This window comes from Rhodobacter calidifons, assembly GCF_011174775.1.
Lineage (GTDB): Bacteria > Pseudomonadota > Alphaproteobacteria > Rhodobacterales > Rhodobacteraceae > Tabrizicola > Tabrizicola calidifons.
In genome coordinates, this window is record NZ_JAANHS010000004.1 from 227238 (window position 1) to 241175 (window position 13938).

At 66.7% G+C, this 13938-nt stretch carries 12 protein-coding genes; 3 read left to right on the forward strand and 9 right to left on the reverse strand.

Features of this window, described 5'->3' with window-relative positions:
- Positions 1-84: 84 nt before the first annotated feature.
- The 7 genes from G8O29_RS07720 to greA all read right to left on the reverse strand — a co-directional run bounded on the left by G8O29_RS07720 (position 85) and on the right by greA (position 8134).
- Complete coding sequence (locus tag G8O29_RS07720) at positions 85-1647, reverse strand: indolepyruvate oxidoreductase subunit beta family protein (RefSeq protein WP_166402660.1); 1563 nt, start codon at positions 1645-1647, stop codon at positions 85-87.
- Complete coding sequence (locus G8O29_RS07725; RefSeq protein WP_166402661.1) at positions 1644-3791, reverse strand: thiamine pyrophosphate-dependent enzyme; 2148 nt, start codon at positions 3789-3791, stop codon at positions 1644-1646. Before G8O29_RS07725 ends, G8O29_RS07720 begins: the two co-directional genes overlap by 4 nt.
- A 1-nt stretch (position 3792) precedes the next feature.
- The gene (locus G8O29_RS07730) at positions 3793-4281 is read right to left on the reverse strand and encodes a MarR family winged helix-turn-helix transcriptional regulator (protein ID WP_166402662.1); all 489 of its coding nucleotides are present in this window, start codon (positions 4279-4281) and stop codon (positions 3793-3795) included.
- Between the two features lie 303 nt (positions 4282-4584).
- A complete protein-coding gene (locus tag G8O29_RS07735; protein WP_166402663.1) occupies positions 4585-5376 on the reverse strand; it encodes a cyclase family protein in 792 nt (263 codons plus the stop codon).
- A 437-nt stretch (positions 5377-5813) separates the two neighbouring features.
- Positions 5814-6470 carry a peroxiredoxin gene (locus G8O29_RS07740; RefSeq protein WP_166402664.1) on the reverse strand — a complete coding sequence of 219 codons (657 nt, stop codon included), beginning with the start codon at positions 6468-6470 and terminating at the stop codon, positions 5814-5816.
- A gap of 149 nt (positions 6471-6619) precedes the next feature.
- Positions 6620-7633, reverse strand: a complete 1014-nt coding sequence (locus tag G8O29_RS07745) for a hypothetical protein (protein WP_437440802.1) — start codon at positions 7631-7633, stop codon at positions 6620-6622.
- A 30-nt stretch (positions 7634-7663) separates the two neighbouring features.
- The gene (gene greA, locus G8O29_RS07750) at positions 7664-8134 is read right to left on the reverse strand and encodes a transcription elongation factor GreA (RefSeq protein WP_149077898.1); all 471 of its coding nucleotides are present in this window, start codon (positions 8132-8134) and stop codon (positions 7664-7666) included.
- Positions 8135-8413: 279 nt separating this feature from the next.
- On the opposite strand from greA, the gene G8O29_RS07755 reads away from it, so the two are divergent.
- From G8O29_RS07755 to G8O29_RS07765, 3 genes are all read left to right on the forward strand, one after another.
- Positions 8414-10060, forward strand: a complete 1647-nt coding sequence (locus G8O29_RS07755) for an electron transfer flavoprotein-ubiquinone oxidoreductase (RefSeq protein WP_166402666.1) — start codon at positions 8414-8416, stop codon at positions 10058-10060.
- Between the two features lie 128 nt (positions 10061-10188).
- Positions 10189-11916 (forward strand): tetratricopeptide repeat protein, encoded by a 1728-nt coding sequence (locus tag G8O29_RS07760; RefSeq protein ID WP_166402667.1) that lies wholly within the window; start codon positions 10189-10191, stop codon positions 11914-11916.
- A complete protein-coding gene (locus tag G8O29_RS07765; RefSeq protein WP_166402668.1) occupies positions 11906-12757 on the forward strand; it encodes a 4-(cytidine 5'-diphospho)-2-C-methyl-D-erythritol kinase in 852 nt (283 codons plus the stop codon). The genes G8O29_RS07760 and G8O29_RS07765 overlap by 11 nt, the downstream gene beginning before the upstream one ends.
- 173 nt (positions 12758-12930) lie before the next feature.
- On the opposite strand, the gene fliP is transcribed toward G8O29_RS07765, so the two are convergent.
- Entirely contained in the window at positions 12931-13671 is a 741-nt protein-coding gene (gene fliP, locus G8O29_RS07770) for a flagellar type III secretion system pore protein FliP (protein WP_166402669.1), read from the reverse strand.
- Positions 13668-13937 carry a FliM/FliN family flagellar motor switch protein gene (locus tag G8O29_RS07775; protein ID WP_166402670.1) on the reverse strand — a complete coding sequence of 90 codons (270 nt, stop codon included), beginning with the start codon at positions 13935-13937 and terminating at the stop codon, positions 13668-13670. Before G8O29_RS07775 ends, fliP begins: the two co-directional genes overlap by 4 nt.
- Position 13938 lies beyond the last annotated feature (1 nt).

The window sequence follows — 13938 nt, forward strand, 5'->3', positions numbered from 1 at the left end:
ACCGGCGTGTCGCACCGGGATCCCGGTCCCGGATCGCAAGGCGCGCCATGCTGCTGACCGGGCACCCGATGCCGGCTCCGGCACTCAAGCAAAGCTGTCGATGGTCCGGATAGCCCCGTCCAGGGCCTTTCCCTCTTCGTCCTGAAGCGCCGCCTCGCGCAGGCGGCGGCACCAGTCGGCTGCATCCTTCCGGGCGGCTATGCGGGCCGTCGCGGCAAGCACCCGGTCGAACTTGGAATGGCCACGGGCATGGGTGTCCGAATAGCCCTTGATCAGGCGGCGGCAGCGGATCAGTTCTACCGCAAGGTCATAGTTTCGCGCTACTTCGGACAGCGCGGTCTGAAGCCAGCGGTCCAGATGCGCCTGTTCCTGCGCGTGGCGCAGCGTGCGGCGGCGCCAACCTTTCAGGCCGCCAAGGATATGGAGGGTCAGGAAGGCGGGCAGACGGTCGGTCCGCAGCCGGCGCCCCCTGTCGAACCAGCGCGTCAGGCGGGCCATCCATTTTGGGTCCGCCTCCAGCCTCGCGCCCAGGCGGGCAGGAAACAGGCCGACGATCTCGGCCGCGCGGGGATGGAAGAACTCGGTCAGGTGCAGGACGTTGGCCTTGTTCACCCCCATCTCGCTGCGGATGCGATCGAATCGGCGGGCGCAGGTCTTGAGGTCGGCAACCCGGATTATGTCGTCATAAGCCATTGCATTGGCGATGTATTTCGCAGACTCGCGGGACAGTGCCCAGCCATTCGCCGCATCATCCTGCGCCAGCACTCCGCCCAGACGGTCCAGATACTCCGCGCCATAGGCAGCATCCTGGAACTCCACCACCTTGCGCAGTCCGGGCAGCGCCAGTTCGGCCACAGGTGCAGGCAGGGCCGACGCGCGGGCCGCAAGCCTTTCCCATTCCGCGATCAGACGCGCGGGGCCCTGTGCCTTCGGCTCGGGCCTGGACTGCGCCGCAGGTGCAGCTTCAGACGCAGGGTTCGCAGCGACATCGAAGGCCTCTCCAAAGGCCCGCAGCGAGGCCTCCGCCCCCTTGCCACCGGCCTTGATCGCGGTCTCGAACGCCTCGCGCGGGAAGGGGAGCACCCCCGCCCCCGCCAGCGCGCCGAACAGCGAGGCCGAGATGACCGAGCCGCTCTGGATCGCCAGCGCGTCGAAGTCGGCGGCGATCACACGGCGCGCAGCGATCCCGGCTGCGGCCATCACCTCTTCGGACGAGGCGATGCCGTCGCCTGGCACCATCTTTTCCGACACCGCCAGCGCGCGGTGGGTCGAGGTGATGAGGGTGGTGCGGTCCGGCGTCACGAAGCCGCGGATGATCGCGCGCCCGGCCTCCATCATCTCGGCCGTGATCATGATGTCGACATCGCCCGGGGCGGGCATGAGAGAGAAGACGGGGACAGGATCGCCGGGTCTCAGCGGGGCCATCTCCACATAATAGACCGTGGCCCCGGTGCGCTGCGACACGCCCGCGACGCTGGTCGCCTGCGCGGCATAGCCCTGCGCGCGGGCCAGATCCTCGATCCAGCCGGTCAGCACGCCGCCCCCCTGCCCGCCGACCGCAAGGATCGCAAGCTTGATGATCCCCGACAGCCGCGGGTCCGTCTGCCTTGCGTCCGGTTCCAGGCCGATGGTTTCCCGAAGGGTCATGGCCTGACCTCGAACGTCAGCCGCCGCGCAGCGCGGCGGGATTGCAGCCAGCCGATCACGCGGGCACGAAAGGCAGCCATCCGCGCCTCCCATCTCGACGGGTTGTGCACCACGTCTGCGCGGTAGAACGACGGGCAGAGGACGGCGGCATCCGCCACCTCGCCACAGTTGCCGCAGCCGACGCAGCTTTGGTCGATCGACGCCACCGGGTCGTCGCGCAGGGGGTCGTCCAGTTTCTTCAACGACAGCGACGGGCAGCCCGACAGCCGGATGCAGGCATGGTCGCCGGTGCAGACATCCTCATCCACGCCAAACCGGGGGGCCTCGACCCGGCGGCCCTCCTCGATCGCCTTCTGGGCCAGAGGCTTCTCGCGCCGCTGCCTGTTCAACATGCATTCCGACGAGGCGACGATGACCTTCGGGCCGGGCGTGTCGGTGGTCAGCGCCTCTCGCAGCACGTCGCGCATCCGGCCCACATCATAGGTGCGGTCCACCTGCCGCACCCAGTCGATGCCGATACCCTTCAGCGCCTTGGCAATCGGATGTTTCGTCGCCTTGGTCGGGTTGTCCGCGCGGCTGGACATCACATCCTGCCCCCCCGTCGCGGCCGAGTAGTAGTTGTCCACGATCACCGCCACGCCGTCCGACCTGTTGAAGGCCATGTTGGTAAAGCTGGACGACAGCCCGTTGTGCCAGAACCCGCCGTCGCCGATGATCGACACCGGGCGCCGTTCCCCACCCCCGTCGAAGGCGGCGTTGGCCGCGGGGCTAAGGCCATAGCCCATCGTGGCACCCCCCACCTCGAACGGAGGCAGCGCGCCGAACAGATGGCAGCCGATGTCCGCCGAGATCTGAAGCTTCCCCGTCTCCTTCTGCACCAGCTTGATCGCGGCGAAGATCGGGCGCTCCGGGCAGCCGGTGCAGAAACCGGGCGGGCGGATCGGGACGGTCCCGGTCAGGTCGGGGATCGCCGGGCGGTCCTCGTTCGGCGCGCGGACGAGGGCAGGCAGCATCTGCGGCGCGGCGTCCTTGAGGAAGGCCGCAATCCCGTCCAGCATCACCTGCCCGGTGTATTCCCCGGCCATCGGCAAGGGACCCTTGCCGCGCAGCTTGACGCTGGAACCAGCCCGGTAAAGGAAGGTGGACAGCTGTTGTTCGATGAACTCGGGCTGGCCCTCCTCGATCACGAGGACCTGGTCCTTGCCCGCGCAGAATTCCAGAAACTCGGACGAAATCAGCGGATAGGTGACGTTCAGGACGTAAAGCGGCACCTTGGTGTTGCCCCAGAGATCCGCCAGTCCCAACCGTTGCAGTGCGCGGATCACGCCGTTGTACATGCCGCCTTGCAGGACGATGCCGACCGGGGCGGTCTTCGGGCCGAACACCTCGTTCAACTGCCGCTCGCGGATGAACCTCTCGGCATTGGGCCAGCGGTTGCTGATCTTGTCCTGCTCATGCGCATAGGACATGGGCGGCAGCACAACCCGTGCGAAATCCGACTGCGGGTTCGACAGCGCGTCCCTGACCGAAAGCTTCGGGCGTTGGTTGTCGCGGGTCTGGAAGCTGCCGGTGACATGGCAGGACCGGATGCGGACTATCAGCATGACGGGGGTATTGGACGCCTCGGACAGCTCGAACCCGTCCTTCACCGCCTTGACGATGCTGGGCAGGTTGGGGCGCGGGTCCAGCAGCCAGAACTGCGACTTCATCGCAAAGGCGTGGCTGCGTTCCTGCATGATGCTGGAACCCTCGCCGTAATCCTCGCCCACGATGATGAGCGCCCCGCCGTTCACCCCGGAAGACGCGAGGTTCGCCAGCGCATCCGATGCCACGTTCACACCCACCGAGCCCTTGAAGGTGACCGCCCCCCGGATCGGGTAGTGGACGCTGGCCGCCAGCATCGCTGCCGCCGCGGCCTCGTTCGCGTTGGCCTCGAACCGGATGCCCAGCTCGGCCATCAGGTCCTCGGCATCGGCCAGCACGTCCATCAGGTGGCTGATCGGCGCGCCCTGATAGCCGCCGACGTAGCCCACGCCGTTTTCCAGAAGCGCCTTGGTGATCGCAAGGATGCCTTCGCCGGTGAAAGTGTCCCCCTCGCCCTTGCGCAGGTGTTCGACTTCGGCCTTGAAGGAACGTTCGGCCATCTCAGCTCTCCTGCTTGCGGATGTTGGTCAGCATCTTCTGGAGCGTCCCCACGAAGGCGCGGCGTTCCTCGGCCCCGATGCCTCGGAACATGCGCTCCTGCGCTTCGGCCATGCGGGGCCAGAGCGTCTCGAAAAGCGCGCGTCCCGCGTCGGTGATATGGACCCGCGTCGCGCGGCTGTCCGCCTGATCCGTCTCGCGCCGGATCAGACCGTCGGCAGCCAACTGGTCAAGCGCACGCGACAGGGTGGACTGTTCGACCACCGAATAGACCGCCAGTTCCCGGATCAGCGGCCCCTCGATCACCGACAGCACCGCCAGCGCCCGCATCTTCGGCGTCGTCAGGCCCAGCCCTGCCATCTCGTCGCGCAGGGAGGCGTTGTAGCGCCCCATGATCCGGTTCATCAGATAGGGCGCATAATTGGTGAGCCCGATCTCTCCCAGCCGGGGCAGGGCTTCGGGTGGCTTCTCCGGGGGGGACGGATCGGTCATGCGCCCAGACCTTCCGCCGCAAGGAGGCCTGACCCGCCAACGCGATTGCCTCTGCCGCGAGTCACGCCCCGCTTGCGGCCGCCGGTGACCAAGAGCGCCCAAGCCGGCGATGCCATGCGCAAAGCCCCGGCCGGAGCCACCACGTCATGCCCGCGACCGGGAAGCGTGATCGTGTCGGTCCGGCCGCGGCCGTCGCGGACAGCCTCACGTCGCGGGGACAGACTGCGGTCACCCGGGGGTGGCTTGGCTCCGGCGACTAGCGCGTTGATCCCGCAGCCGATGATGACGCGATCCGGTCGCATCCTACCCGCGTGGAACCAGCGCCAGCGCGCGGATCGGCGAGCCGGTGCCCCGGCTGATCTTCAGAGGCGCGGCAATCAGGATCGCCCCCTTGGGCGGCAGCTTGTCCAGGTTGGCCAGTGACGCCAGACCGAAGCAGTTGTTCTTGTGCAGAAGATTGTGCGCCGGGTACGGCGGATCCATCCCGCCGGCCTGGCCCGCATCGGTCCCGATGCACTGGCTGCCCCAGCCGACGATGCCCTTCTGCAACAGATACCGGATCACCTCGGCGGTCGGCCCCGGCGTGTGCGGCCCGGTTTCGTCGGCGTTCAAGAACAGGCCCTCGTCATGCGCCCGCCTGTCCCAGTCAGACCGCAGCACCACCCATTCGTCCTTGCCGATGGCGCCGTGCTTCGCCTCCCAGTCCGTCACATGGTCGATGGTCAGCAGGAAATCCGGGTCCGCCGCGCATTCGGCGCTGAAATCCAGCACGTTGACCGGGGCCACCAGTCGCTGCACGTCCAGCGTGTCGGTATAGCCGTCCGGATAGTCTTTCCCGGTGATCCAGTGATGCGGCGCGTCGAAATGCGTGCCGGAGTGCTCCCCCAGCTCCAGCCAGTTCCACGCCCAGAACGGCCCGTCCTTGTCGTACTCGCTGATCCGATGGATCCTGATCGGCGGAGTGTCCCTGGCGAAATCCGGCGGCAGTTTCAGAAGCGGCGTCTCCGGCCCCAGCACACCCGAGCAATCCACCACCTCGATCCCGCCCGAAGCGATCATCCCCGCCAGCGCGTGCAGCACGTGTGCTGAAGTCATCTAGCTCTCCCCGTTGGCCCGGAAAACCGGCAAGAGGCGTCGGATGCTTCCGGTCGGCAGAAGTGATGCTAGGCAGTAATGGATGCATCTGCAAACAATCTGGTGCCCACTCGACTTGAAAACCTGGACCGGCCCCGCTTCGCTGCGTTTCCAGACGGCAGTTTGGCGGATGGCGCGACCGTGGACGATGAGACGCCAGGCGCTTCAGGCACGGATCCCCCGTGTCTCCTCGGTCTTACCGCACTCGGCCTTGCTTCTGTGCGTTTGCAGGTTTTTTTCGATTGTTTGCAGGCCAGCAGCCAGGTTGGCCCCGATGGTCCGGCCCCCGTCGTGCTCGCTCTGCGCCGGGATCCCCGCCCGCCAGAGCCTGAAGCCCCTTGGCCGGTACGCCGACAGGCCCGACCGCGGCAGAGGCGATCGGGCCTTCCGATGCCCGGTCAGGCCGGCGCCTTGGCAAAGCGCAGGTAGGGCAGCTTGATGTCCAACTCGCCGAACCGCTCCTTCGCCTGATCGTCAGTCAGCGCCAGCGCCACGATCACATCCTGCCCCGGCACCCAGTTGGCGGGCGTCGCCAGCGGCACGCCGTCAGTCTTCTGCACCGCATCGAGCGCCCGCAGGATCTCTGCGAAGTTGCGCCCGATCGACATGGGGTAGGTCATCGACAGGCGGATCTTCTTGTCCGGCCCCACGATGTACACCGTCCGCACGGTCGCCGAGTTCGCGGGCGTCCGCCCCTCGGTCGGCAGGTAGTAGTCGGCCGGCAGCATGTCATAGGCCTTGGCCACCGTCAGGCTGGTGTCGTCGATGATCGGGAAATCGGCGGGGGCGCCGCCGAAGGTCTCGATGTCGCGCTTCCACTTCTCGTGGTCCTGCACGCTGTCCACCGAGACGCCGATCACCTTGGTGTTGCGCTTCTTCCACTCTGCCGCCAATTGCGCCACGGCGGCGAATTCCGTGGTGCAGACCGGGGTGAAGTCGCGCGGATGGCTGAAGATGATGCCGTAGCTGTCGCCCAGCCACTCGTGGAACCGGATCGTCCCGGCGGTGGACTCGGCGGTGAAGTCGGGGGCGATGTCGTTGATGCGGACGGCCATGAGAACCTCGTTTGGCTTGGAATCCTGTCTGAAGGGCAAGATAGGCGAAACGGAACAGAGTTTCATCCCCCCGCAGGTCATGGCAAAGGAATAGGAAAAACCTTCCATGAGGGTGGCTCAGGGGATCAGGTTTGTTCTGCCACCCGACCCTAGTCGAAGGTGCCTGTCACCCGCCCGAACAGCATGAAGGCCCGCGCAGTGCGGGTATCGGCCAGTTCGGCCAGCTCGGCATCCGTCGCATTCGGCTCGAAGGCGGCCACGGTCTTGTCGAAGGCGCGCAGGAAATGGTGCGCGGCGTCGCGGAACACCGGGTCCGACTTCATCCGAGCGGCCGTCAAGGCCAGCGCCGACCGGTCGCGGATGCCCCCAAGCGCGGCGATGGACCTGCCCCGCTCGCCTGCGGCAAAGCGCCGCCAAAGCTCGGGATGGCACATGTCCGGCTTCAGGTCGTCCATATAGATGCCGTCCTGGCTGAGCAGCGTCAGAACATCCTGCGCCGCCCGGATCAGCTTGGCCGAGGTGCGGTCCTCCAGCGCCAGCCGCAGGGCGCGAAAGCCCTCCTTGTCCTCGGGCGTTTCCGGGAATTGCAGCGCCCGGATGAAATGCGCCACCGACAGTGGCGGGCGGAAATCCTCGGCCGGGGTGCCCAGCGCCAGCGTCGGCTGCTCGACCGCGGGCTCGGGCCGGGGCTGCACCAGCGCCGCCTTGCGGTCGGCCGAGGGCACCACATGCGCCGCGTCCCGGCGCGAGGTGAAGCTGGCCGGCGCCGTCTCCGCCTGCCTGGTCGGGGCGGCGATATCGTCGACTCTCCGCTCTGCCGACGGCCTCAAGCCCGGGGTCTGCGCCTGCACCTGGCTGGACCGCATGGCTTCGATCGTGGCCTGCAACCGCTTGGCCTCGGCCCGCAGCTCGCGCACCGACCGCAGCGTGATGACCACCGCCCAGATCAAGGCGATGGGCAGGACGACCATCAAGAGGGTCATGAGAACGCCCAGCGCCCGCGACTCGCTTCCCGGCGGGGTGATCAGCACATAGACCAGGATCAGGACGACCCAGACGACGCTCAGCGCGATGCCGCCGATCTCCAGCCCGCGGTTCGGGCGGTCGTTCAGATGCGCCAGCGGGCCAGAGCCAAGTCCGTTGTCACCTCTGCGCGGTTCGATCACCGGCTTCACCTCGGTGCCATCCCCGGATCAAATATAGCGGATCGACAGGATTTCGTAGGACCGGGTTCCGCCCGGGGTCTTGACCTCGACCGTATCCCCTTCTTCCTTGCCGATCAGCGCCCGCGCCAGCGGCGAGCGCATGTTCAGAAGCCCGTTCTCGATATCGGCCTCGACCTCGCCGACGATCTGGTAGGTCTTTTCCTCGTCCGTCTCTTCATCCACCAGCGTGACCGTCGCGCCGAACTTGATCGGCCCCGACATCTTTGACGGGTCGATCACATCGGCCAGTGACAGGATGCCTTCCAGCTCCTTGATCCGGCCCTCGATGAAGCCCTGCTTTTCGCGGGCGGCGTGGTATTCGGCATTTTCCGACAGGTCGCCATGTTCGCGCGCTTCGGCGATGTCCCGGATGATGGCCGGACGATCCACCGTCTTCAGCTGCTTGAGTTCCGCATCCAGCGCGTCGAAACCGCGCCGGGTCATCGGGATCTTTTCCATCGACATTCCACAGTAAAAGAAGAAGTCACGGATCGGGGCACGATCCATGACTTCGGTCCAGGCTGGCTTCACCTCACCCGATGAAGCCCTGAATTGCAAGGGGGGATGCCGCGGACAGGCGGTGTCCGGTCGGCGGGAAGACAGAAAGTTTCGCGCGGCAATGTGCCTCTGGCGTGATGTTGCGTCACGGTTGACCTCGGGTCGCGCCTGCGGCAACAGGGAAGCCGCGAAAAGCCAGCGTTTCAGGGCAGGGTGGGGCCGCCCGGGGAAGGACAAGCGATGACCGCAATTCAGCGCGAGAAGATGGACTATGACGTGGTGATCGTCGGCGCGGGGCCTGCGGGCCTGTCGGCGGCGATCCGGCTGAAACAGCTGGACCCGGAACGCTCGGTCGTCGTGCTGGAAAAGGGATCCGAGGTCGGCGCGCATATCCTGTCGGGCGCGGTGCTGGACCCCTCGGGCCTGGATGCCCTGCTGCCCGACTGGCGCAACATGGACGCGCCGATCAAGGTTCCGGTCAGGGAGGACAACTTCTATCTCCTCGGCCCCGCTGGTCAGGTCCGCATCCCGAACTGGCCGATGCCGCCGCTGATGTCGAACCACGGCAATTACATCGTCTCGATGGCGAACGTCTGCCGCTGGATGGCCGGCGTGGCCGAGGGGCTGGGCGTGGAGATCTTCCCCGGTATGGCCTGTTCGGAACTGGTGTTCGAGGATGACAAGGTCGTCGGCGTCGTCGCCGGCGAATTCGGCCGCGACCCCGAAACCCGCCAACCGGGGCCCTCCTACGAACCCGGAATGGAGCTGCGCGGCAAGTATGTCTTCCTCTCCGAAGGCGTCCGCGGCAGCCTCGCCAAGCAGGTGATCGAGAAATACGACCTGTCCAAAGGCCATTGCCCGCAGAAATTCGGCCTCGGCATGAAGGAAATCTGGGAGATCGACCCCGCGAAGCACCGCGAGGGCACCGTCACCCACACGATGGGCTGGCCCCTGGGCAAGAACGCGGGCGGCGGGTCCTTCATCTATCACCTTGAGAACAATCAGGTCTATGTCGGCTTCGTCGTCCACCTGAACTACGAAAACCCCCACCTCTACCCCTACATGGAGTTCCAGCGCTTCAAGCACCACCCGATGGTGGCGGACCTGCTCAAGGGCGGCAAACGCGTCGCCTACGGCGCCCGCGCGATCTCCGAGGGCGGCTGGCAGTCGATCCCGAAGATGGTCGCCCCCGGCGTGGCGCTTCTGGGCTGCTCGGCGGGGCTCGTGAACGTCCCCCGCATCAAGGGCAACCACAACGCCATGCTCTCGGGCAAGGCCGCGGCCGAGGCCGCGCACGCCGCCATCACCGCGGGCCGCGCGCAGGACGAATTGACCGCCTACGAGACCGAGGTCCGCACCGGCGCCATCGGGAAAGATCTGAAAAAGGTGCGCAACGTCAAACCCTTGTGGTCGCGCTTTGGCCTGACCGCCAGCCTGGTGGGCGGCGGCCTCGACATGTGGCTCAACACCATCGGCCTCACAGCCTTCGGCACGCTGCGCCATGGCAAGACCGACGCCGCCGCCACCGGCCTTGCCAAGGACCACAAGCCGATCGACTACCCCAAACCCGACGGAAAGCTCTCGTTCGACCGGCTCACGAACGTCGCCTTCTCCTTCACCAACCATGACGAGAACCAGCCCGCCCACCTCGTCCTGAAGGACCCGTCCATCCCCATCGCCGTCAACCTGCCGAAATATGCCGAACCTGCCCAGCGCTACTGCCCGGCAGGGGTCTATGAGGTGCTGGGCGAGGGCGCCGACGCCACCTTCCGGATCAACTTCCAGAACTGCGTCCACTGCAAGACCTGCGACATCAAGGACCCCTCGCAGAACATCACCTGGACCACGCCCATGGGCGGCGGCGGGCCGAACTACCCCAACATGTGACGCCGTCCGGGGCGCGTTTCACGAAAGGTTGTCCGGATCCTGCGCGCCCAATCGCAAGGTCGGGTCTCGCAACATTGCCTGGCCGCCGCGGCCGGGCTACCTTCAGCGCGACCGTCGAGGAGAGGCCCATGCGTTCCGTGATTACCCGCACCTTGTGCGCCCTTGTGCTTGCGGCGGCTCTGGGCGCACCTCTTCAAGCCGAGGACGACATCAACTCCGGCGCCTATCTCGCGGCTCGGATCGCCGAACGCGAGAACGATTTCCGCGCCGCCTTTGGCTGGTATGCCCAGGCGATGGCTTCCGATCCAGGCAATCCGGCGCTTCTTGACGGGGCCATCCTGGCCGGCATCGGCAGCGGAGACATTGTTCCGACCATCGAACTGGCGGCAATCCGGCGCGATCTCGGCAAGGACCGGGGCATCGACCGCAGCCAGCTTGCCGATCTGGTTCTCCTCGCCGACGAGGCACAGCGCGAGGACTATGCCGCGATCCAGGCAGAGGCCGCCGCGGGCCGCGATGTCGGGGACCTTGCCAACCAGCTAGTCCTCGCCTGGGCGAAAGTCGGCGACGGCAGGATGTCCGAGGCGCTCGAGGCCTTCGATACGGTCGCAAAGAGGGAAGGTTACGAGGCGTTCGGCTATTACCACAAGGCCCTGGCCCTTGCCTCGGTCGGCGATTTCGAAGGCGCGGACGAGATCCTGTCCGGCAAGGCCGCCGGCCCGATCGTGGTGATGCGGCGCGGCGTCTTTGCCCATGTGCAGATCCTCAGTCAGCTGGAACGCAACCAGGATGCGCTGGCCCTGCTTGACCGCAGCTTCGGTCCCGGGCCGGATCCGCTGGTCGATCCCATCCGCCGCCGCCTTCAGGCCGGTGAGCCGCTTCCCTTCGATACGGTCCGAAATGCGCGCGACGGCATCGCCGAGGTGTTCTTCTCGATCTCCACCGCGCTGCAAGGCGGCGCCGATCCGGTCTACACGCTGCTTCACCTCCACGTCGCCGGATATCTGCGGCCCGATCACAGCGATGCGCTTCTGATGACCGCCGACGTGCTGACGGACCTGCGTCAATACGATCTTGCCGCCGAAACCTATGCACGGTTCCGGCCCGAGGATCCGGCCTTCGTCACCGCGGAAATCGGCCGGGCAGGCGCGTTGCGGTCGCAGGGCAAGGCCGACGCGGCGATCGAGGCGCTTCGGACGCTGGCCCGGGCGCATGGCGACCTGGTCGGCGTGCAGTTCGCCTTGGGCGACATGCTGCGCGGACAGGAACGGTTTGCCGAGGCCGTGGCCGCCTATTCCTCGGCCATCGAACTTGCATCAGCGGCCGGCAAGCAGGACTGGGTGCTCTACTTCTACCGCGGCATCTGCCATGAGCAGTCGCAGAACTGGGCGCTCGCCGAGGCCGACTTCCGCCGCGCGCTGGAGCTGAACCCGACCCAGCCGCAGGTGCTGAACTACCTCGGCTACGGGCTGGTCGACCGGGGCGAGAAACTGGACGAGGCCCTTGGCATGATCGAGAAGGCCGTCGCGGGCGATCCCAAGCAGGGCTACATCATCGACAGCCTGGCCTGGGCGCTATTCAAGCTGGGCCGCTATGCCGAGGCGCTGGAACCGATGGAAAGGGCGTCGCTGCTTGAACCCGTGGATCCGATCGTCACCGACCACCTGGGCGATGTCTACTGGATGAACAACCGCAAGCTCGAGGCGCGGTTCCAGTGGCGCCGCGCCCTGTCGTTCAACCCGACCGAAAAGGACAAGGCGCGCATCCTACGCAAGCTCGAGGTCGGTCTGGACGCGGTGATGGCGGCCGAGGGCACGGCCCCGGCCCCGGTCAAGGCCGCCGAGAATGGCAATTGAGGCGGTCAGCGAAGCGGCGCCCGCCAAGCTGAACCTCTGCCTGCATGTGACCGGACGGCGGGTCGACGGCTATCACTTGCTCGACAGTCTGGTCGTCTTCGCCGATATCGCCGACCGTGTATTTGCCTCCCCCGCCCGCGGCCTCTCGCTGGTCGTGGCCGGGCCCGAGGGGGCGGGACTTCGGGCCGACGACGACAATCTGGTTCTGCGCGCCGCCCGCTGCATGGGGATCACGGATGCCGCGCTGGTGCTGGACAAGCAGCTTCCCATCGCCTCGGGGGTCGGCGGCGGCTCGGCAGATGCGGCGGCGACCCTGCGTGCGCTGGTCCGGCTGACCGGACGGCCGCTGCCGGACTTGCCGGAGGTGCTGCGGCTGGGTGCCGATGTGCCGGTCTGCCTCGCCTCCCGACCGGCCCGGATGACCGGGATAGGCGATCACCTGGCACCGCTGCCCCCCTTGCCAAGCATGGGCTGCCTTTTGGTCAACCCGCGTCTGCCGGTTCCGACCCCACAGGTGTTTGCGGCACTTGACCGGCACGGGAACGGGCCGCTGCCCGACCTGCCCGAGACCGCGCTGGCCAGTGCCGCGACCTTCGCCGACTGGCTTGCGGCAAACAGCCGCAACGACCTTGTGCGTCCGGCCCGCACTGTCGCACCTGTGCTGGCCGATGTGCAGGCGGCGCTGGACAGCACGCCCGGCTGCCTCTTTTCCCGGATGTCGGGATCGGGCGGAACGCATTTCGGTCTCTTTGCCACCCCCGAGTCTGCTGCGGCCGCCGCCACGCACATCCGTGAGGCCCATCCGTACTGGTGGACGGCCGCCGGACGCATCCTCGACTGACCCCTGTTCCGGCAGGCTGTCATGCCCCGCATGTGACGCGGCGCCGGTCACTGCCCCGGTGCCTGCCGACTGCAAGAAGACAAAGACCATGGGTGCCGGAGAAAACGGCGCGACATTGCGATGTCGGTATGGTTTCCGGGAAGCGTTCCAACCTTACCGTTTCACGGATCCCTTCAGAAATAACTTCGGACCAGGGCCCCCGAAATCAATGCCCAGCCGTCTGCCACCACGAAGAAGACCAGCTTGAACGGCAGCGAGACGACCGCAGGCGGCACCATCATCATGCCCATCGACATCAGGATTGCCGCCACAACCAGATCGATGATCAGGAAGGGCAGGTAGATCATGAAGCCGATCTCGAACGCGCGCTGGATCTCGGACAGGAGGAACGCGGGCACCAGAAGCGACAGCGGCGCCTCGGCTGGCGCGGCGACCGGCGCGCCCACCCGTAGGTCCTGGAGGGTCTGCAATGTCTCCGGATCGACCCTGAGGGCCATGAAGGCGCGGAACGGAGCAATCGCCGCTTGCAGCCCCGGACCGATCTCCATCGTTCCGTTGGTCATCGGCTCGATCCCCTTGACCCAGGCCTCGGTAAAGACCGGATCCATGACGAACCAGGTCAGGAACATGGCCAGGCTGATGATCAGCATGTTCGGCGGCGCCTGCTGCAGGCCGATGGCCTGGCGCAGGATCGACAGGACGGTGACGATGAAGGGAAAACAGGTCACCATCACCGCCAGCCCTGGCAGGATCGACAGGACCGTGATGAGCAGCAGAAGCTGGACAGACCGGAGCGACAGCGTCTCCCCCCCGGCTCCGCCAAGGTCGATCGAGATCTGTTGGGCAAGCGCCGGTCCCGCAATCAGGCCAAGACAGATGGCCAGGGCTGGAACCAGGCCGGCGGAAAGCCTCACAGCCCGCCCCGCAGATTGGCAACCTCGGTCAGACGGACTGCCAGCTGCCCGGCATGGTCGCCTTCCAGCTCGGTCAGCTCGCCCCTGGCAATAAGCCGGTCGCCCACAAAGAGCTCGACCGGATCGTCCACCCGGCGGTCGAGTTGCAGCACGGCGTCCTTCGACAGCCGCAGGAGGTCGCGCACAAGAGGTCGTGCGCGGCCGACCGAGATCGTGACTTCGATCGGGACCTGGCTGAACGGGTTCGTGTCGGCGATGTCGTCCATG